Genomic DNA, 21084 nt, shown 5'->3' with positions numbered 1-21084 from the left:
GCAAGGAGTGAACAGGATGTGCAACAGCAACATGGATGTGGCCGGCCTGCAGTGGCCTGCCATCGCCTGCCATCGCCTGCCAACGGGCTAGGAGGGGGGCATGAGCCAGCATCACACCCAGTACGGGGATCTGCCGCTCTACATCGGTGGCGAGGCGTGTCCGTCCGCAAGCGACGAGTGGATAGAGGTGACCGACCCGGCGGACCAGCATCTGCTGGCGCGGGTGCCGAAAGCTACCTCTGCGGAAATTGAGCTGGCGGTGCGCACCGCCCACGACGCCTACCTGCAGTGGCGGGAGGTGCCTCCCTCCGAGCGGGCTCGGGTGATGTTCAACTACCAGCATCTGTTGAAAGTGCATCACGACGAGCTGGCGACCCTGCTGGCCCAGGAAACCGGCAAGAACCTGGCGGATGCCAAGGGGGATGTGTGGCGCGGCATCGAGGTGGTGGAGCAGGCCTGTGCCATTGCCAGCCAGACCCTGGGGGAGACCATGGGCAACGTGGCGCGCCGGGTGGATGGCCACTCCTGGGTGCAGCCCCTCGGGGTCTGCGTCGGCATCACGCCGTTCAACTTTCCGGCCATGATCCCGCTCTGGATGTTCCCGCTGGCGGTGGCCTGCGGCAACGGCTTTGTGCTCAAGCCCTCCGAGCAGGATCCTCTCACCCCCATGCGCCTGGCCGAGCTGTTTACCGAGGCGGGGGCCCCCAGGGGCATTCTGTCGGTGGTGCATGGCGGCGCCGATCAGGTGGATGCGCTGCTGGCCCATCCCGATGTCAAGGCAGTCAGTTTCGTGGGCTCGGCCCGGGTCGGCGGTCACGTCTATCGCAGCGCCACGTCGCAGCTCAAGCGCGCCCAGTGTTTTGTCGGCGCCAAAAACCACATGGTGATCATGCCGGATGCCAACAAGGCGCAGGTGCTCGGCAACCTCGTGGGAGCCGGAGTCGGCGCCGCCGGTCAGCGCTGCATGGCCATCAGCGTGGCGGTGTTCGTGGGGAGCGCCAGGGAGTGGATCCCCGAGCTCGCCGCCGAGTTCGCCAAGGTGAAACCCGGCGTCTGGCACGACCCCGAGGCGGCTTATGGCCCCCTCATCAGCCCGGAGGCGAAAGTCAGGGTGGAGGGGCTTATCGAGGCGGGGATTGCCGAGGGAGCCGAGTGCCTGCTGGACGGCCGTTTTTGCGACGTACCCGGCTACCCGGTGGGCAACTGGGTGGGGCCGACCCTGTTTCGCGGCGTGACCCCCGAGATGCGCATCTACAAGGAGGAGATCTTCGGGCCCGTGCTGGCCTGCCTCGAGGTGGGGAGCCTGGATGAGGCGCTTGCCCTCATCAACGCCAACCCCTATGGCAACGGCACCTCCCTCTTCACCGGCTGTGGCGCCGCCGCCCGCAAGTTCCGCCACGAGGTGGCGGTGGGCCAGGTGGGGATCAACGTGCCCATCCCGGTGCCGCTGCCGTTCTTCTCTTTTACCGGCTGGCGCGGCTCCTTCTACGGGGATCTGCACGCCTACGGCAAACAGGCGGTGCGTTTTTACACCGAGACCAAGACGGTGACGGAGCGCTGGTTCGACGAAGACATTCCCAACGGCCCCAATATGACCATTCAGCTGCGCTGACGGCAGGGGTTGCCCACTTTGCCCGGGTGCCCCCATTGACAGCAACGGATCGACGGAACAAGTACAAAGGAAGCGAACAAGATGGATTTTACCCTGACCGAATCCCAACGGGCCTGTGTCGAGTCGGCCGGCGCCTTCGCCGATCTGGCGCTCAAACCCCATGCCGCGCGCTGGGACAGGGATCACGAATTCCCCATCCCCACCATCAAGCAGGCGGCGGCGCTGGGCCTGTGTGGCCTCTATACCCCGGAGCAGTATGACGGTCTGGGCCTGAACCGGCTCGATGCCAGCCTCATCTTCGAGCGCCTCGCCATGGGCTGCACCTCCACCACCGCCTATCTCACCATCCACAACATGGTGAGCTGGATGCTGGGCAGCTGGCTGCCTGCCGAGGTGGCCGAGGAGTGGGTACCCAGGCTCGCCAGCGGCGAGCTGCTGGGAGCCTACTGCCTCACCGAGCCAGGGGCGGGCTCCGACGCTGCGGCCCTCAAGACCCGCGCCGTGCGCGATGGCGAAGAATACCTCCTCGACGGCAGCAAGGTGTTCATCTCGGGCGCCGGCAGCACAGACGTGCTGGTGGTGATGGCCCGCACCGGTGGCGAGGGGGCCAAGGGGATCTCTGCCTTCATGGTACCGGCCCAGACCCCCGGCGTGAGCTACGGCAAGGCGGAGGAGAAGATGGGCTGGAACAGCCAGCCGACCCGGGAGGTGGACTTCAGCGCCGTGCGCATTCCCGCTCGCTTCCGGCTGGGGGAGGAGGGGGAAGGGTTCAAGTTCGCCATGCAGGCGCTCGATGGGGGGCGCATCAACATCGCCAGCTGTTCGCTGGGCACAGCTCAGCAGGCTCTCAACGATGCCCTGGCCCATGTGCAGCAGCGCCAGCAATTTGGACACCCGATCAGCGAATTCCAGAGCGTGCAGTTTCGCCTGGCCGACATGGCCACCGAGCTGGCCGCCGCCCGCCTGCTGGTGCGCCAGGCGGCCGCCAAACTCGATGAGGGCAGCCCGGACAAGAGTGCCTGGTGCGCCATGGCCAAGCGTTTTGCCACCGATGTGGGGCACCGCATCTGCGACGACGCCCTGCAACTCTTTGGCGGCTATGGTTATATCCGCGAGTATCCGCTTGAGCGCTATCTGCGCGACACCCGGGTGCACCGCATTCTGGAAGGGACGAATGAAGTGATGCGGCTCATCATCGCCCGCCGCCTGCTGGCCGACCCCGGCCTGTCGCTGGAATAGCGGGAGGGGCCTGCTCTGAGGACGCAGTCGGCACGTCCTCAGGCTTTGTGAGCCAGGTGCAGGTTGGCTCCATTCAACCCTGTCATCATGGGGCAGTTTTTTTGACAAGGACAACGCAATGACAAGGATCAGGCTCGAATATCACGGCCACGTGGCCTACATCACCCTCGATCACCCACCCGCCAACACCTGGACGCTCGCCAGCCTGAAAGCCTTCTTGCAGATGATGGTGGAGCTGGATGGTCGCCCCGACGTGGTGGCCCTGGTGATCCGCGGTGCCGGAGAGAAATTCTTCTGCGCCGGCGCCGATCTCAAGATGTTCGCCGACGGCAGCCTGGCGCATGCCCGCGAGGTGGCCGAGGCCTTTGGCCACGCCTTCGAGGCGCTGGCCCGCTTTCACGGGGTCAGCATCGCCGCCATCAACGGCTATGCCATGGGAGGGGGGCTCGAAGTCGCACTGGCCTGCGACATCCGAATCGCCGAGCAGCAGGCCAAGCTGGGGTTGCCGGAGGCCTCGGTGGGCTTGCTGCCCTGTGCCGGTGGCACCCAGCGCCTGACCGAGCTGGTGGGGCCGGGCTGGGCCAAGCGGATGATCCTCTGCGGCGAGAAAGTGAGCGCCACCCTGGCCTACGAGATGGGGCTGGTGGAGGAGGTGGTGACCGAGGGGCACGCCTGGGAGGCGGCGCAGCAGATGGCCCAGCTGGTGGAGCGCCAGAGCCCGAGCGCCCTGCGCGCCTGCAAACAGCTCATCAATCAGGGGCGAAGCACCCACAGGGACGCGGCGCTGCCGCTCGAGCGCAGCCTCTTTCTCGCCCTGTTTGACGATGCCAACCAGCGCGAAGGGGTGGCGGCCTTCCTCGAGAAGCGGGCCCCGCGCTGGCGTTACGACCAATCCAGGCCGAAAGAGTGAGGGAGTGAAGGATGAATGAGGTAATGATGGCGACCCGCCATGCCGCAGGGGCAGATACCCGGTCTGCGGGGGCCGACCATGACTGAGCCCGTGCGCATCGAGACCCTCCCCACGGCGGATGGCCGCCACATCGGCATGCTGACTCTGGACAGCCCCGCCTCCCTCAATGCCCTGAGCCTTGAGATGATCCAGTTGTTGCAGGGGGCGTTGACCCGCTGGGAGCAGGATCCGGCCATCGTCTGCGTGCTGTTGCAGGGGGCCGGCGAGAAGGCATTCTGCGCCGGTGGCGACATCCGCTCCTTTTATTACCGCAAGCAGGAGGGGAGCGAGTCGGCACTGTTTGGCTATGCCCGCGACTTCTTCGAACAGGAGTACCGGCTCGATCACCACATCCACTGCTACGGCAAGCCCCTTGTCTGCGTGGCGGACGGCATCTGCATGGGGGGCGGCATCGGTCTCTTTGCCGGGGCCGGGTTCCGGGTGGTGACCGAGAAGAGTCTGTTCGCCATGCCGGAGGTGACCATAGGCCTCTATCCGGACGTGGGGGCCAGCTGGTTTTTGAGTCGGATGCCGGGGCGGCTCGGGCTCTGGCTCGGCCTCACCGGTGCCCGCTTCAACGGAACGGACGCCATCGGCCTGGGGCTCGCGGATCATGCCATGGGGAGCCGCGAGCGGGCGGAGCTGCCGGCGCGCCTCGCCGCCCTCGACTGGTCCGCAGGCGACCCCTGCGAGCAGATCGAGGCGCTGCTCACCGATTTGCAGGAGGCCCCTGGTCAGGCATTGCCGCCTCCCGTACTGCTGCCCCACCAGGCCCGCATCGATGCGCTGTTGACCGGCCGCTCCCTGCAAGGGGTGCTGGCACGCCTCGAGGACGCCGAGCTGGACGAACCGGCGCTGACTCAGGGGCGGGAGACCTGCCTTCGCGGCAGCCCCATCAGCCGCGCCATTCTCTGGCGCCAGTTCTGGCAGGCACGGCGCCAGTCCCTGGCCGAGGTGTTTGCCGACGAGCTGACCCTCTCGGTCAACTGCGTGCTCAGAGGGGATTTTGTGGAAGGGGTGCGGGCTCTGCTCATCGACAAGGACAAATCCCCCCGCTGGCAGGCCCCGCAGACGGGCGAGGCCTGGCTGGATGCCTTCTATCGCTGGCCCGAGGGGGACAACCCCTTGCGCCTCCGCTGACGCGGGATCACACACAAGGAGCACACCATGACAAGGATTGGGTTTATCGGGCTTGGCAACATGGGGGGCCCCATGGCCGCCAACCTGGCCAGGGCGGGGCACAGGGTGCAGGTGTTTGATCTGGTGCCCGAGAGCCTGACCCGCGCCATCGAGGCCGACTGCCTCGCCACCGGCAATGCCCGGGAAGCGGTGAGCGGCTGCGAGCTGGTCATCAGCATGCTGCCAGCGGGCGAGCACGTGCGCAGTCTCTGGCTGGGGGAGAGTGCCGGTGAGCGGGGCGGCCAGGATCTGCTGACGGCCCTGTCGCCCGGTGCCCTGGTCATCGACTGCTCCACCATAGACGTGGCCTCGGCCCGTCAGGTGGGGGCGGCGGCGCAGGCGCGCGGCATCCGTTTTCTCGATGCACCCGTCTCGGGGGGCGTGGCTGGCGCGGCGGCGGGCACGCTCACTTTCATCGTCGGCGGCGAACAAGCGGATTTTGAAGCGGCCAGACCCGTGCTCGCCTGCATGGGGCATAACCTGTTTCACGCCGGTGCCCTCGGCGCGGGCCAGATCGCCAAGATGTGCAACAACATGCTGCTCGCCATCCACATGGCCGGCACCGCCGAGGCGCTGGCGCTCGGGGTCAAGGAGGGGCTGGATCCCGCCGTGCTCTCCACCATCATGGGCAAGAGTTCGGGCAACAACTGGAGCCTGGAGCGCTACAACCCCTGGCCCGGGGTGATGGAGAACGTCCCGGCATCCCGTGGGTATACAGGGGGCTTTATGACCCGGCTGATGGTCAAGGATTTGGGGCTCGCCATGGCGTTGGCGGAACATGCCCACAGCGCCGTGCCCATGGGGGCCCTGGCCCGCAACCTCTTCAACCTGCACGCGAGCCTGGGCCAGGAGAACAAGGATTTTTCCAGCATCCTCGAGCTCTATCGGGACAAGACAGCGCCGGGTTAAGGGCCGCTATCTACCTTTTTACCCGATAGTCTTTGACTCGACAGTCACCGGCCATCTCACCAGGAGCATTTATGGATATCACACGGAAAGTCATTGCGATCACGGGGGCGGGCAGGGGGCTCGGGCGCGCCATCGCCCTGAGTCTGGCGGAGCAAGGTGCCGTGCTTGCACTCATCGACGTCAACCGCACCGATCTGGAGGTGACCGAGGCGGAGGTGCGCAGCCGTGACGGCCGCTGCGCCCTGTTCGTCTGCAACGTGGCAAGCGAGCCGGAGGTCGAGGCGACCTTCGCCGCCATCAAGGATCAGTTGGGGGCCCTGCACGGCCTCGTCAACTGTGCCGGCATCCTGCGCGACGGCATGCTGATCAAGGTGAAGGAGGGGGCACTGACGGAGAAGATGAGCCTGGCCCAGTGGCAGAGTGTCATCGACGTCAATCTCACCGGCACCTTCCTGTGCGGGCGCGAGGGGGCGGCGCTGATGGCCACCGGCGGGGAGGGGGGCGTCATCATCAACATCTCCTCCATCGCCCGGGCCGGCAACATGGGCCAGAGCAACTATGCCGCCAGCAAGGCGGGGGTGGCCTCTCTGGTGGTCACCTGGGGGAAGGAGCTGGCCCGTCACGGCATCCGGGTGATGGGCATCGCCCCCGGCGTCTTTGCCACCGATATGACGGCGGCGATGAAACCCGAAGCCATGGCCCGCATGCAGCAGGCCATCCCGGTGGGCACCCTGGGGCAGGCGGCGCAGCTGGCCCAGACGGTGCAGTTCATCCTTGCCAACGACTATCTGTCCGGGCGGATGATCGAGCTGGACGGCGGCTTGAGGCTCTAGTCCCCCCTGCATATACCCTCTCTGACGCCCCTCCTGCAGGGGCGTTTTTGCAGAGGAAAGGCCCCAGAGCAAGGGTGCATAGCCATGCAGGTCCGCTTTTTGAAAAGCGGGGCGACATCATGAAAAGTCGTGAAATATCAACGGGTCTTTCTTAATTTGAACCAGCTCACAGGCACTCCGGGTCAGTGCTGTAAAATTGCGCGCGGTCAAGGCGGCTCATGATTGACGGCAAGAGGGATTGCGGCCGGAATAGTCATGCAATATAGTTGCCGCCTTTTTCACGGGGTACGGATTTCTAGCCCCTCCCATGTCGCGCGCTGTATGAATACGGATGCTCAGCCGCCGCCTAATAAAACAGGTTTGAGATGGACAAGAAACTGGGGCTGGGTGCCCTCATTTCGCTGGTGATCGGCTCCATGGTCGGTGCCGGGGTTTTCAGTCTGCCGCAAAACATCGCAGCGCACGCCAGTGCCGGGGCCGTCGCCCTGGGATGGGCCATCACGGGGATCGGCATGATCTGCCTCGCCCTGGTCTACCAGAATCTCTCCATGCGTCGACCGGATCTCGATGGCGGCATCTTCAGCTACGCCAAGGCGGGGTTCGGGGATTTCGTCGGCTTCAACGCCGCCTGGGGTTACTGGCTGTGCCAGCTGCTGGCCAACGTCTCCTACGCCATCGTGGTGTTCAGTGCGCTGAGCTATTTCTTCGACACGCCGGACAATGTCATCTTCGGTGACGGCAACACCCCGGTCGCCATCACGCTCGCCTCCCTGCTCATCTGGTCGGTGCATGCCCTGGTGCTGCGCGGCATCCAGGTGGCGGCGCTGGTGAACATCGTCACCACCATCGCCAAGATGGTGCCCCTCATCGTCTTCTGTGTAGCCATCCTGCTCGCTTTCAACATGGAGACCTTCACCCTGGATCTCTGGGGGCAGGGGAGTCCCGAGCTCGGCTCCGTGATGGATCAGGTCAAGTCCACCATGAAGGTGACCCTCTGGGTCTTCATCGGCATCGAGGGGGCCGTGGTGGTCTCCGCCCGTGCCCGCCATCGCAAGGACGTGGGCCGCGCCACCGTGCTGGCGCTGCTCGGCGCCCTGGCGCTCTACGTCATGGTGACCCTGTTCTCCCTGGGGGTCATGAACCAGCCGCAACTGGCGGCCCTCAAGAACCCCTCCACCGCCATGATCCTGGAAGCCGTGGTCGGCCCCTGGGGCGCCTGGCTCATCAACATCGGCCTGGTGATCTCGGTGATGGGGGCCCTGCTGAGCTGGACCGTGCTGGCGGCGGAAGTGCCCTACATAGCTGGCAAGACCGGGGTCTTCCCGGCCTGGTTCGCCAAGGAGAACAAGAACGGTTCCCCCAAGGTGTCGCTCTGGTGCTCCACCTGCCTGGTGCAGACCTTCCTCATCATCATCTACTTCCAGAACAGCACCTACCTGGCGCTGGTGAACATCGCCACCTCGGCGGCCCTGGTGCCCTATGTCTTCTCCGGTGCTTACGGTCTCAAGCTGGCGTTGAAAGGGGAGACCTACGCGGACCAGCCCCATCAGCGCAAGCGCGACCTGCTGCTGGCCCTGGTGGCCACCGTCTATGGCTGCTGGCTGGTCTATGCCGCCGGAGTGGAGTACCTCTTGCTGGTGGCGCTGCTCTACAGCCCGGGGATCTTCATCTACTGGAAGGCGCGCCAGCACCACGGCCTGCGCAGCCTCAACCGGCTGGAGCAGGGGATGACGGCAGCCCTGCTCGGTTGCGCCGTGCTGGCGTTCTACAAGGTGATGGACGGTACCATTCCCCTGCATTAATCGGCACAATAAAGAGATGGCAAGATGCCATCTCTTTTTTATGGATAATGGCGGTCAAGTTGACCGCTGTTTCGTTATTGAAGGAATGTTTATGCTGTTTGTGGGCTATCTGGTGTTGGGCGCCTTCGCGGGCATGCTGGCCGGGCTGTTCGGTATCGGCGGCGGACTCATCATCGTCCCCGTGCTGGTCCTGAGTTTTCACGCACAGGACGTGGCGCCGGAGATCATCACCCATCTGGCCCTCGGCACCTCGCTGCCCACCATGATCTTCACCGGTTTCAGCTCCCTGCGTGCGCACCAGGAGGCCGGGGCGGTGGACTGGGGAATGATTCGGCGCCTGGGCGCCGGCATGCTGGTCGGTGCCTGGCTCGGCGGCATGACCGCCAACCTGCTGAGCGCCAGCACCCTCAACATCATCATCGGCTGCTTCGCCTGGACCATGGCCCTGCAGATGGGGCTCAATTTGAGGCCAAAAGCGGAGCGACACATGCCGGGCCCCCTTGGTACCGGGATCGCGGGCACCGTCATCGGCTGGATGTCGGCCTTGTTCGGCATCGGTGGCGGCTCGCTGACCGTGCCTTACCTCACCTGGAATTCGGTGCCCATGCGCAACGCCGTGGCCGCCTCCGCCGCCTGCAGCATGCCCATCGCCCTGGCAGGCAGCCTCAGCTACCTCTATGCCGGTTGGGGAGACGCCGATCTGCCCGAGTGGAGCGTCGGATTCATCTATCTGCCAGCCCTGCTTGGCATCGTGCTCACCAGCACCCAGTTTGCCCGTCTGGGCGCCAGACTGGCACACCGAATGTCACCCCGGCGGCTCAAGCAGGCCTTTGCCCTGCTCATGTTGCTGGTGGGTGCCAAATTCATGCTCTTTAGCTGAACCCTTGGCCAGATTGTTGAAAAATAAGGCGAACGGCTCGTGATGCGGTAGAAAGCCATTGCATTGAGGGGCCAGTTTGCCTATTCTCCTCGCCGGTGGTCCTATTGGTCCTCTCGCATTGATAACCCGTCGACCTGGTCAGGACCGGAAGGTAGCAGCCAAGGCGGGGGACTCGAGTGCCGGGATGTGGCTGGTAGGGCCACCACTTGTTTCTGCGATTCAATAAGTTACCTCTCCTGAGCCGTCTGGTCATCCACTTTATGTGGACGACAGGAGCGCTCGCAATGAATCTCTGGCTCAGTCCCCACGGCATCTGGTATTACCGGAAAGTCACCACGCTCCCCTGTGGTCGTCGTAAAGAGATCAAACAATCCCTGCGTACCCGCGACAAACTATGTGCCCGCCACAAGGTTGCCCAATTGCTTGCCTGTGTGCGATCCAGGCCGACGTCTACCGTGCCGTCTGTTGGTGCCCCTGAGGAGCCAGTAAACCAGTCGAGCACCAAGCCGGTGGCTCGGGCGGCCAAACCGCTTGCTCCGCTCCTGTCGGTTCTGAGTGACCGCTATCAGAAGGAGAAGGCCCTCTCCTGGGCACCCAAGGAGCGGAAAAACCAGAAGCACTATCTCGGTTCCTTTATCGAGGCTCTGGGTGATAGACCTGCTGCCGACTATGGGAAAGAGGACGTGGTCAAGTTCAAGGAGGAGCTGCTGAACTCCGGCAAGAGCCCGACCACCATCAACAAGTATCTCCAGAAGCTCTCCCTGCTGTTTAACTGGCTGGCTAACCATCAGGATGGGGTCATCAACCACTTCGCTGGGCTCAAGTTACAGCGGGTCAAAGAGACCAAGGCCAGAAGTGGTTACACAATGGAGGAGAGGCAGAGGTTCATCCAATGGGCGAAAAGGCAGGAGCCCTATCGCCGCTGGATAGCCCTGTTGGGGCTCTACACGGGGGCTCGAGCCAACGAGATCTGCCAGCTCTATGCCGATGATGTGGTGCTGGTGGATAGCGTCTGGTGTATCAAGGTGCAGGCCAGCAGACCCGATCAGAAGCTCAAGACCGAGAACAGTGCCAGGCTCATACCGATCCACTCAGCGTTGCTGGAGACAGGCTTCCTGACGTTTGTGCAGGAGAGGGCAGGGGGACGGCTCTTCACCGAACTACCCCATCGCCAAGACGGCTACAGCCACCTGTGGGGACAGTGGTTCAGTCGCAACCGACCGGTGCCAAAAGACTTCCACAGCTTGAGGCACACGGTGGGGACCACACTGAAGGATAAAGGGGTGCCGCTACAATTCGCTGCTGCCATCCTGGGGCACGTTAACGGAGCGATCAGCTATGACCGCTATGGGGGTGGGATCTCGGTTGAAAAGCTCAAGGAGACCATTGAGGCTGCCTTGTAACCCCCATCCCTGCCGATGCTGGATAACAGGAAGGATGGGTCTGCTGGAACTGCCGTAATTTTGGCATTTTAAAGAACTTTTTCTACGATGATTCTCACAGGAAAAGTTCTATAAATAGCTGTTTTTTCAGCAGGTTGACCATCCGAAATGACCCCTTTGCCTTTGTTGGCGGGGAAAGCGGGGAAATCAAAAACGGCAGAGGGGCCTTCAGGCCCCCCATTCGTTACACTGTGTAGTTAGCTCCTGGCTCAGGCCGCTGTTCTCGGCTTGGCGTTACGCTCATGTCCGCCATCTCGCTGTCGAGCAGGGTCAACCCGATGACGGTGACCTTGTTGTTATAACGGGTAGTGACAAAGCCCTTCTCCGCCAGCTTCTTCTTGAGGGCGAGCTGCTTCATGACCCACTCGCCGTTCTGCTGGGCCCAACGGCCGTAGGCCGCGTAGACGTCGCTCATGGACACTTTGGCTCCTTCCCTGGCCTGGCTGCACTCCTCCAGGAAGCACCCCACCAGGTCTGACTCGGCACGGTAGCTCTCGACGTCCGCCTTAAGGCTGGCAGGCATGAACGCCTTGAGGCCCTGCTCCTGCCACATCTGGCAGCCTTTGATGGCCCAGTTGAGGATACCGGACATCTCGGCTTGCAGCTTCTCCATCAGCATCGGGTCCAACTGTGCCTTCGTGAAGGAGGCATTGAAGGGCAACATCATCATCCGACGCCACATGCCATTGCTGGTATCGCGGATCTCTGGCTTGTGATTCCCCACCATCACCAGCGAGAAGTAAGGGCGGAACTCCATTTCCTTCTTGGCGTAGGGGGCTCGAGCAACAATCACGTCATCCCCCGTCATGGCTTTCACAAGGTTTTCATCCATGCGAGACCCTTCTGGCAACTCGTTGGCAACCACCAGGCGGGCATCCACCAGCTTGGTCAGGGACGGGTTTGGTCCTGTGTTGCCATTGCGGTTGAACAACAGGACGTTACTGCTGATCTGCCGGCTGAACTCCCCCAGCAACTGCTGGATGACGGACATGAAGGTGCTCTTGCCGTTGCAGCCGCCCCCGTGGAGGAAGAACAGCAACTGCTCGTCAGTCCGGCCAGTGATCCAGTAACCCACGCAACGTTGCAGGAAGGCTGCGTATTCAGCATCCCCACAGGTGATCTCGCTGATGAACTGCTCCCATCTTGGGCAAGTGGCGGTCGGGTCATATGCCACCGGGCTATGGTGGGTCATCATAAATGCCCGTCTCGGTGCCAACAGGCGGCCCGTCTTCAGGTCGATGACGCCGTTCGCCGTGCCCAACAGCATCGGATTGGCGTTCAGCTCGTGCAACCTTGCCGTCATCATTGGCTTGGCCAGTTCCACCATGTTCTGGATGCCTGCCCGGTTAAGGCTGCTAGAGCCCTGTCTGAGCACCGAATATGCCCAGGCGAACTCTTCTTTCTTGCACGCCTGTTTGATCAGAGCCTGTCCGATTTCCTGGATCTCTTTGCCCACAGTTTGGGCAAGGGTCATGGGAGTCCAGTCATCTTGGGTCCAGTGCGTGCCATCAAAGTGGATGAAGCCACCTAACTCAGGGACGAACTTCAGGTTATGCCCGTGCATCTGTACGAACCGCTCGGCATTGGCTGAGTCATTGAGTTCGTTTTCAAAGATGGCAGTGCGAGACACAATCTTGACGACTTCCGGCCGTTGATCGTTGTCCTGGACGGCTTCGGCTTCGGCTTCGGCTTCGGCTTCGGCTTCGGCTTCGGCTTCGGCTTCGGCCACAGAATCGACCTGGGTGAATGCCGCCACCAGCTCCGGCAGGGGCAACGGGTTGTCGCCGTGCAGGTACTCGTCGATGTCCTTCACGCTTTCTGGCAGCTTGACCTGAGTCAGCTTGAGGCCGAGTTGGGCCACCTTGGAGCGGTACTTGTCGCCCGCCTCATCGGTGTCAAACAGGGTTACCACGTCACGCTCTGCCAGCTCACGGGCCAGCCACTCAAGTTGGGATTGTGACAGTGTGCCAATAGTGGCCAGTACAGGGCCTGGCCAACCGGCATCCACCAGAGACAGGCGGTCATTCTCCCCCTCTACCAGGGCAATAGTACCGAGAGCGTTCAGACTCTCTTCCCCGTAGAACTGCACGCCGTTGAGCCAGTGGTGGCTTGGCAACTGGTATTGAAGCTGCTTATTTGGGTCCTTGAAGGTAAAGCGGCTGACCTGCCCATTGCGGTCGTAGTGCGGGAACACATAGACGTCGCTCGGAAAGAAGTCACGGAGCTGGTCAGGGTCATCCTTGCGAGACTTGACCAGACCGGATGCCAGCCGCTCTTCTTGGGAGAAGCCTGCATCCCTCAGCGCCTTGTTCAGGCCACCGGAGAAGCCGACATCCAACCCCACCAGCACCTCTTCAGAGTGGCCACGCAGTTCCATCAGCTCGTCCACATCCAGACGAGCCTGATAGTGGCGAGCCGCGAGTGTGAAGAGCTCTTGCAGGCGAGCGGGTGGGGCCGTGTAGACGGGTTGCTCCAGCTTCACCACCTTGCGGATGGTCGGGGTGACGGACAGCTCTCCTAGCAGGAGCAGACGGGCTGCGTCAGATAGCTTGTTGGCCTGGCCGCATTTGACGATCAGGTCGAACACATCCCCGTTCTCTTCGCAACTAAAGCAGTGGAACCTGTCGTCGTCAGGATAGAGGGTGAAGCAGTCATTATGGCCGCACAGCGGACAACTGGCATCATCCAGCCGATAGGTGTTTGAGCCGACTTTCTTGACGTCTTGTCCGGTCAAGGCCGAGGCGACGTCCAGCATGGGGTACTGCTCTTTGACAGCAGCAAAGTCAATGGTCAGGGAGTGGCCAGCATCGGCCAGGGCAAATTCAAGGTCAACTTGGTTGGTTTGAGACATGGTGTCTCTCCTTCGATGACCGCAGCCGGAACTAAAATCAGTTGTGTAGGCGTTCCGAGCGGCGGTAATCAGTCGGGTAATTGGCGCCCCCCGAGGGCTTATGGCGTAGAGCCAAGGTTCGATGTGCGGGGGCGTCTGCCCGCCGACAACCCCGACTATACGGATCGGCAGATGCAATACAACCCCTCGTTTTTGCACCCCAAAGCCCCCATTTCGCGTTTTCGTTGTAAACAACGCAAAATCCACGATAAACAATTTTTTCATATGATCTCGATAGTGAGACCAAGTTCACAATATTGCTGATTTCCTAATCCTCTCCATGGACTGGCAGACCTTATCTACAGGCCCAAATCGCTCCGCTTGAGAATGCGACATGTACTTCCATCCAGGAAAGGAGGTGCCGTCGAGATCACAGCCACGGGTGGCGTCCCGTGATAGACTCCCCCCATTTCGTCTGTCTCAGACCGCCCAGCGGTCCATAGAGGTTCTCATGACTACCAATATCTCAACCCTTGCCAACCTCATCTGGTCGGTAGCCGACCTCCTGCGAGGGGATTTCAAGCAGTCCCAGTATGGCCGTATCATCCTGCCCTTCACCGTGCTGCGTCGCTTGGAGTGTGTGCTGGCCCCCACCCGTGACAAGGTGCTTGAAACGGCAGAGACCACCAAGGCCATGCCCGAGAATGCCCGCCACAAGCTGCTGCTGAGTGCCGCCGGACAGAGCTTCTACAACACCGCCAAGCTCACCCTGGACAACCTTGGCGAGAAGCAGATCGGCGACAACCTGGATGCCTATGTGCGGGGCTTCTCCCGTGAGGCGTTCGAGGTGTTCGAGCACTTCGGCTTTGCCGCCAGCATCGATCTGCTGGAGGATGCAGATCTGCTCTACAAGGTGGTTCGCAACTTCGCCAATGTGGATCTCTCCCCCGAGGCGGTGGACAACTACCACATGGGTCTGGTGTTCGAGGAGCTCATCCGCAAGTTTGCCGAAAGCTCCAATGAGACCGCCGGTGAGCACTTCACCCCCCGCGACATCGTCCGGCTCACCACCTCCTTGGTGTTTGCGGCCGATAACGAGGCTCTGACCACCGCTGGCGTGGTGCGGACCATCTATGATCCCACCGCCGGGACCGGCGGCTTCCTCTCCTGCGGCATGGAGTACCTGCACGAACTGAACCCGGCGGCCCGTCTGGCCACCTTCGGTCAGGAGCTCAACCCCGAGTCCTTCGCCATCTGCAAGGCCGACATGCTGATCAAGGGGCAGGACATCAGCAATATCAAGCTGGGTAACACCCTCTCCGATGATCAGTTGCCTACGGATCGGTTTGACTACTGCCTCTCCAACCCGCCGTTCGGGGTGGACTGGAAGAAGGTCGAGAAGCAGGTTCGGGACGAACACCTGCAAAAGGGCCACAGTGGTCGCTTCGGGGCGGGTCTGCCCCGCGTCTCCGACGGCTCGCTGCTGTTCCTGCAACACCTGATGGCCAAGATGAAGCCCGCCAATGGCCAAGGACAGGGTGCCCGTATCGGAATCATCCTCAACGGCTCTCCACTCTTTACCGGCGGGGCTGGCAGCGGCGAGAGCGAGATCCGCCGCTATATCCTGGAGCACGACCTGCTCGATACCCTGGTGGCCCTGCCCACCGACATGTTCTACAACACCGGCATCGCCACCTATATCTGGCTGCTCTCCAACCACAAACCAGCCGAGCGTAAGGGCAAGGTGCTGCTGATCAACGCCAGCGACATGCACAGTCCCATGCGCAAATCCTTGGGCTCCAAACGCAAGTTCCTGAATGACGAGGCCATTGAGGAAGTCGTCCGCCTCGCCAGCCGCTACGAGGCAGGCCCCATCGCCAAGATCTTCCCCACCACCGCCTTCGGTTATCGCCGTATCACGGTGGAGCGGCCGCTGAAACTGGTGTTCACCCCGCACGATGCTGAGCGGCTCGCTAGCCTCACCGCCGACAAGGGTTGGGACAAGCTAGATGCAAATTTGCAGCAAGCCATCCTGGCGGCCCTGCCAACGCTGCCGGAGCGACTGCTCTGCCGCGAGCAGTTCAAAAAGCAGCTCACCAAGGCGTTAGGCACAGTTAAGCTGCCAGCCCCCGCCTTTAAGCTGCTGGTGAGCACCTTGGGCGAGCAGTGTGATGAGGCAGAACCTTGCAAGAGCAAGGGGGAAGTGGAGGCCAGCTCCGAACTGCGGGACAACGAGAACGTGCCGCTAGGGGAAGACATTCACGAGTACCTCAAGCGGGAGGTGCTGCCTCATGTGCCGGATGCTTGGATTGATCTGGGCAAGACCGACCCGCTGGATGGCCAGGTCGGCATCGTCGGCTACGAGATCCCCTTTAACCGTCACTTCTACCAGTACCAGCCACCTCGTTCATTGGAGGCCATCGACGCCGATCTGGATGCGGTCGCCAAGGAGATTATGCAACTGCTGGCGGAGGTGCATTCATGATCGGAGTATTGGCGACCCAGCAGCAAGAACTGGCGGGCAAGTATCGCCCCTATCCGGAATATAAGGATTCGGGGATTACTCGACTAGGAGCAATACCAAGCCATTGGCAACCCAAAAAGCTCAAACGAATGGCATCCATCGAAAACGGTAGAGATTATAAGCATGTCGAAGCAACGGAGGGTTTTCCGGTAATTGGCTCGGGAGGTCAATTTACTTGGTCTGAACAATATCTGTACTCTGGCGAATCGGTACTCTTGGGTAGAAAAGGAACAGTGGATAAACCACTTTACATTAATGGTTCATTTTGGACTGTTGATACGATGTTCTATACCAAGGTGGGAAAGACGATTCCTGCTAAATTTCTTTATTATGCTGCGTTGACAATCGAGTTTGGTCTCTATTCAACCAATACGGCATTGCCAAGTATGACGCAGGAAGATCTTGGCAACATACATTTTGGCTCCCCGTCGTATGGTGAAGCAGAAAATATAGCCGCCTTCCTCGACTATGAAACTTCCCGGATTGATCGGCTGATTGCCAAGCAGCAGCAACTGATTGAACTGCTCAAGGAGAAGCGGCAGGCGGTGATCTCCCACGCCGTCACCAAGGGCCTCAACCCCGATGCCCCCATGAAAGACTCCGGCGTCGAGTGGCTCGGAAAAGTGCCAGAGCAATGGGAGGTTGTACCTACAAAGCGTTTTTTCAGATTGGTTGCTAAACCTGCTCCAGAAAATAACGACTTCGAACTACTCTCCGTTTACACAGATATCGGTGTGAAACCACGTAAAGAGCTAGAGCAACGTGGCAACAAGTCATCAACTACGGATGGCTATTGGCTTGTAAAGAAAGGTGATATCGTTGTCAATAAACTTTTGGCCTGGATGGGGGCTGTTGGTTATTCTGACTACAGTGGTGTAACAAGCCCAGCATACGATATTTTGCGTGCTACGAGACCAATAAATTCAAAATTTTATCACTACCTATTTCGTGCTGATATTGCACAAAAAGAATTTAAACGATGGTCTCGTGGCATTATGGAGATGAGACTGCGTTTATATTTTGACGAGCTTGGCCGAATTCTAATGCCGTTCCCTTCCAAGGATGAGCAAGATTACATTGTTGCTTATATCGAGAAAATGGAGCGTCAGTTCGAACATTTGGCAAGCAAAATGAGCGAGCAAATTGCATTACTCCAGGAACGCCGCTCCGCCCTGATCTCCGCCGCAGTCACCGGCAAGATTGATCTGCGAGGTTGGACGCAGCCCTCCAACGAGGTGGCCGCATGAGCGATATCAAGCTGTTTCGCTATGGCCCGCAAGGGGTGAACGAGCTGGAGGGTAGGGCCGCCGTGGTTGAGAAGCAGCTACAGGCTCTGATCGAGCAACAGATGACCGCCTTCCTCGGAGTTCGCTTCCTGGCCAGCGAGTACACCACCGGCAAGACCCACAAAGGGCGGATCGATTCCCTCGGGATCGATGAGAATGGCTGCCCGGTGATCATCGAGTACAAGCGCTACAGTAACGAAAACGTCATCAATCAGGGTCTCTTCTACCTGGACTGGCTGCTCGACCACCAGGCCGAGTTCCGCTGGCTGGTGATGGAAACGCTGGGGAAAGAGGTGGCTGACGGTATCGAATGGTCTGGCACTCGCCTGCTTTGTATCGCAGGTGACTTCACCCGCTATGACCTGCACGCCGTGCAGCAGATCAACCGCAATGTGGAGCTGATCCGCTACAAACTGTTTGGTGACGATCTGCTGATGCTGGAGTTGGTCAATGCGGTAACCAGCCAGGTCAATAAACCCTCTACCCCGACAGAGCCAGGTTTGCCGCCATCGATACCGGTGAGTGAGGCAGTCCAAGCGACCAATGGCCATGTTCGTACCAATGCTGAACGTTTGGCTGTCGCCAGTCCATCGCTGCGTACCCTCCACGAGTCAGTGTGCGATTTTATTGAGACGCTGGGTGATGAGGTACAACGCAAGGAGCTCAAGCTCTACACGGCCTTCAAGAAGATCCGCAACTTTGTCTGCGTGGTGATTGCCTCCACCCAGCAGGACCCGCACCTCAAGCTCTACCTCAATCTCGACCCCGATACCGTCGAGATAGCGGAGGGGAGGATTGTCGATGCCCGCAATAAGGGCCATTGGGGGACCGGTGATCTAGAGCTGACCATTCGTCACCAGCAAGACTGGGAGAAGGTTATCCCCCTGATCGAGCGTTCCTACCTGGAGAATTGATTAACATGGACAACAAGGCACGGGAAAGAGCCTCTCAGGACCCTTTCATCGGGCAACTGGCTACCTTGGCTGCCATCCATCTCGAGGTGGCGGTGCTCTGGCTCTATGGCTCCCGAGCCAAGGGGAATGCGGGGCCCCACAGCGACTGGGATCTGGCGGTGGCCTTCGATCCGGTGAAGCTGCCCGATATGCTGGATAACCGGTTGAGGCCCGAACTGCTGGCCCTCGACTGGCAACGAGCCTTGGGGCTGGCCGAGGGGCAACTGTCGGTAGTCGATATCAATCAGGCGCCTATTCCGTTGGCCTTTGCCATCGTCGATGCCAACCGGGTACTCTTTTGCCGCGATCAGGGTCGCCGCCTGCGTGAAGAAGCTCGTATCATGTCGCAGATGGAACTGAACTTCCGCTCTCCCAATCATTCTTCACACCAGGAGTGACGCTTCCCATGGCCGATAACGCCTATATCACCGCCCTTCGATTGAGCCTTAGCCACTATCAGGCCGAACTGCTTGAACTGCGAACTCTGCTGGGCCAGCGGGCCCTCTCTAATCTCGAATACCGGGCCGCCGAGCGGACCTTGCAAGTCTCCATCGAAGCCTGCATCGGGGTGGCCAAACACTGGGCCAAGGGGTTGGCGGGCCACAGTCCGCAGGACGCCTATCAGGCGTTCGAGATCCTGGTTCAGCGGGGGGCCCAGCCTGCCGAAGGGTTGAGCGGCTGGCGCAAGATCATCGGCCTGCGTAACGCCCTGGTACACGATTACCTCAATATCGATCCCGAGATCATTCGCAGCGTGATTGCTCAAGGCTATAGCGATCAGCTATTTACCTTTGCCGAGCAGGGGCTGGTGTGGCTTTCTTTGCAAGAAGAGCCAAAGCAAGGAGACCGGCCATGAGCCTGGATGATAAAGCACGGGAGAAAGCGTTTCAGGACCATATCATCGGGCAACTGGCCGACCAGGGCTGGCTGGTGGGCGAGTCGGCCTATTACGACCGCGAGCGAGCTCTCTACCCGGAAGATCTGATCGCCTATGTGCAGGAAAGCCAGCCGGAAGGGTGGCAGAAATACTGCAAGACCTATGGCGAAGAGCCTGAGCGGCACCTGCTGAACGCCACGGTGCGGGCTCTGGAGAGCGATGAGCGGGGCTCCCTGTGGCTGCTACGTCATCAGGTGGAAGACCGAGGGCATCGGTTGGCGGTAGCCACCTTCAAGCCCGACCACGACCTCAACCCCGAACTGGTCGAGCGTTATGCGAAGAACCGGCTACGGGTCGTGCCGGAGTTGGTCTACAGTCCCCATGGCTATGAGGGCCGACTCGATCTCACTCTGTTCCTGAACGGCATACCGGTGGCAACGCTGGAGCTCAAGTCTTGCTTCAAACAGAGCCTGGAGAACGCCAAGCAGCAGTACCGCTTCGACCGCCCATTGGTGACTGCGGGCAAGCGTGAGCCGCTGCTGGCTTTCCGTCGCGGAGCCTTGGTGCACTTTGCTGTGAATCAGTTTGAGGTGGCGATGACCACTCGGCTGGCTGGAGCAGATACCTTTTTCTTACCGTTCAACCGGGGTACCGCCAAGGGCGGGGCAGGGAACGATCAGCCTGAGACAGGCTATGCCAGCGAGTACCTATGGCAGGAGATTTTCGCGCCCGAGACCTTTCTCAATATTCTGGGTCGCTATCTGCATCTGCAGGTGAAGCTCGAAGAGGACGCACTGGGCCGCCTCAAGAAGAAAGAGACGATGATTTTCCCCCGCTATCACCAGTGGAAGGTGGTTGAGACGCTGCTGGCGACGCTCCAGCAGGAAGGGAGCGGCCAGAAGTACCTCATCCAGCACTCGGCAGGCTCCGGCAAGTCCAACTCCATCGCCTGGCTTACCCATCAGCTGGCCTCCCTGCGGCGTGACGGAGAAAAGCTGTTCAACTCGGTCATCGTGGTCACCGATCGGACCGTGCTCGATAGTCAATTGCAGGAGACCATCGCCCAGTTCGACCACGCATCTGGGGTGATCTCCCGCATCAATCGGGAAGAGGGCGATGGATCTAAGTCTGCCCAATTGGCCGAGGCACTGACCTGCGGTACCCCCATCATTATCGTCACCATCCAGACCTTCCCCCATGTGCTCAAGGCCATTCAGGAGAGCACCAGCCTGAAAGCCAGCCGCTTTGCGGTGGTGGCTGACGAGGCCCACTCTAGCCAGACCGGCAAGACCGCTCGTCAGTTGCGTGAGGTGCTGATGGCTGAGCAGCTGAATGATGAGGAAGAGTTCTCGGCCGAGGACGTGATGAACCTGACCCTGGCCGCTCGCGGTGGCAGCCAGAACATCAGTTACTTCGCCTTCACGGCGACCCCCAAGGCCAAGACGCTGGAGTTGTTCGGTCGCCCACCTAAGCCGAATCTGCCGATCTCGGATGAGAATAAACCCGAGCCGTTCCATGTCTACACCATGCGCCAAGCCATCGAGGAGGGCTTCATCCTTGACGTGCTTCGGAACTACACCAATTACAAGTTGGCCTACAAACTGGCGATGGACAGTGAAGCGGCAGACGCAGAAGTTGACAGCAAGAAGGCCAAACGCAAGCTCTCCCAGTGGGTGCGGCTGCATCCCCACAACATTGGCCAGAAGGTGCAGGTGATCGTCGAGCATTTCCGCCAGCATGTCGCACCACTGCTGGCTGGTCAGGCCAAG

The 21084-nt window shown here is 60.7% G+C and carries 16 protein-coding genes and 1 other RNA gene; 16 read left to right on the top strand and 1 reads right to left on the bottom strand.

Annotation, left to right across the window (positions count from 1 at the left end; translation table 11 throughout):
* Positions 1–100 precede the first annotated feature (100 nt).
* From J9893_RS09685 to J9893_RS09640, 10 genes are all read left to right on the top strand, one after another.
* On the top strand, positions 101–1612 hold the full coding sequence (locus tag J9893_RS09685) for a CoA-acylating methylmalonate-semialdehyde dehydrogenase (protein WP_210600242.1): 1512 nt from the start codon (positions 101–103) through the stop codon (positions 1610–1612).
* An 81-nt stretch (positions 1613–1693) separates the two neighbouring features.
* Positions 1694–2851 carry an acyl-CoA dehydrogenase family protein gene (locus J9893_RS09680; protein WP_210600241.1) on the top strand — a complete coding sequence of 386 codons (1158 nt, stop codon included), beginning with the start codon at positions 1694–1696 and terminating at the stop codon, positions 2849–2851.
* A 118-nt stretch (positions 2852–2969) separates the two neighbouring features.
* Positions 2970–3761, top strand: a complete 792-nt coding sequence (locus J9893_RS09675; RefSeq protein WP_041215244.1) for an enoyl-CoA hydratase — start codon at positions 2970–2972, stop codon at positions 3759–3761.
* A 78-nt stretch (positions 3762–3839) separates the two neighbouring features.
* Entirely contained in the window at positions 3840–4940 is a 1101-nt protein-coding gene (locus J9893_RS09670) for an enoyl-CoA hydratase/isomerase family protein (RefSeq protein WP_210600240.1), read from the top strand.
* 27 nt (positions 4941–4967) lie between these two features.
* Entirely contained in the window at positions 4968–5888 is a 921-nt protein-coding gene (gene mmsB, locus J9893_RS09665; protein ID WP_210600239.1) for a 3-hydroxyisobutyrate dehydrogenase, read from the top strand.
* A 71-nt stretch (positions 5889–5959) separates the two neighbouring features.
* Complete coding sequence (locus tag J9893_RS09660) at positions 5960–6721, top strand: SDR family oxidoreductase (protein WP_103243199.1); 762 nt, start codon at positions 5960–5962, stop codon at positions 6719–6721.
* Between the two features lie 365 nt (positions 6722–7086).
* Positions 7087–8523: an arginine-ornithine antiporter gene (gene arcD / locus J9893_RS09655; protein WP_201957260.1), complete on the top strand. Its 1437-nt coding sequence runs from the start codon at positions 7087–7089 to the stop codon at positions 8521–8523.
* 91 nt (positions 8524–8614) lie between these two features.
* Positions 8615–9403, top strand: a complete 789-nt coding sequence (locus J9893_RS09650; RefSeq protein WP_171864759.1) for a sulfite exporter TauE/SafE family protein — start codon at positions 8615–8617, stop codon at positions 9401–9403.
* 102 nt (positions 9404–9505) lie between these two features.
* Positions 9506–9602, top strand: an RNA gene (gene ffs / locus J9893_RS09645) — signal recognition particle sRNA small type.
* 85 nt (positions 9603–9687) lie between these two features.
* Entirely contained in the window at positions 9688–10806 is a 1119-nt protein-coding gene (locus J9893_RS09640; RefSeq protein ID WP_210600238.1) for a site-specific integrase, read from the top strand.
* Positions 10807–11029: 223 nt separating this feature from the next.
* On the opposite strand, the gene J9893_RS09635 is transcribed toward J9893_RS09640, so the two are convergent.
* The gene (locus J9893_RS09635) at positions 11030–13696 is read right to left on the bottom strand and encodes a phage/plasmid primase, P4 family (RefSeq protein ID WP_210600237.1); all 2667 of its coding nucleotides are present in this window, start codon (positions 13694–13696) and stop codon (positions 11030–11032) included.
* A gap of 490 nt (positions 13697–14186) precedes the next feature.
* Here J9893_RS09635 and J9893_RS09630 point away from each other — a divergent pair, with 490 nt between their 5' ends.
* From J9893_RS09630 to J9893_RS09605, 6 genes are all read left to right on the top strand, one after another.
* Positions 14187–16160, top strand: coding sequence for a class I SAM-dependent DNA methyltransferase (locus J9893_RS09630; RefSeq protein ID WP_210600236.1), 1974 nt, complete (start codon positions 14187–14189; stop codon positions 16158–16160).
* On the top strand, positions 16157–17446 hold the full coding sequence (locus J9893_RS09625; RefSeq protein WP_210600235.1) for a restriction endonuclease subunit S: 1290 nt from the start codon (positions 16157–16159) through the stop codon (positions 17444–17446). The genes J9893_RS09630 and J9893_RS09625 overlap by 4 nt, the downstream gene beginning before the upstream one ends.
* On the top strand, positions 17443–18399 hold the full coding sequence (locus tag J9893_RS09620; RefSeq protein ID WP_210600234.1) for a DUF5655 domain-containing protein: 957 nt from the start codon (positions 17443–17445) through the stop codon (positions 18397–18399). Before J9893_RS09625 ends, J9893_RS09620 begins: the two co-directional genes overlap by 4 nt.
* Before the next feature lie 5 nt (positions 18400–18404).
* On the top strand, positions 18405–18836 hold the full coding sequence (locus tag J9893_RS09615; protein ID WP_210600233.1) for a nucleotidyltransferase domain-containing protein: 432 nt from the start codon (positions 18405–18407) through the stop codon (positions 18834–18836).
* Positions 18837–18844: 8 nt separating this feature from the next.
* The gene (locus J9893_RS09610) at positions 18845–19294 is read left to right on the top strand and encodes a DUF86 domain-containing protein (protein ID WP_210600232.1); all 450 of its coding nucleotides are present in this window, start codon (positions 18845–18847) and stop codon (positions 19292–19294) included.
* Positions 19291–21084, top strand: a 1794-nt coding sequence (locus tag J9893_RS09605; RefSeq protein WP_210621917.1) for a DEAD/DEAH box helicase family protein, incomplete at its 3' end; no start/stop codon positions are given. The genes J9893_RS09610 and J9893_RS09605, both read left to right, overlap by 4 nt.

Origin of the sequence: Aeromonas sp. MaB10011B (assembly GCF_017939325.1) — a bacterium.
GTDB lineage: Bacteria > Pseudomonadota > Gammaproteobacteria > Enterobacterales > Aeromonadaceae > Aeromonas > Aeromonas caviae.
Note: the sequence above shows the minus strand (reverse complement) of the source record. Positions and strands in the feature narration are given on the sequence as shown.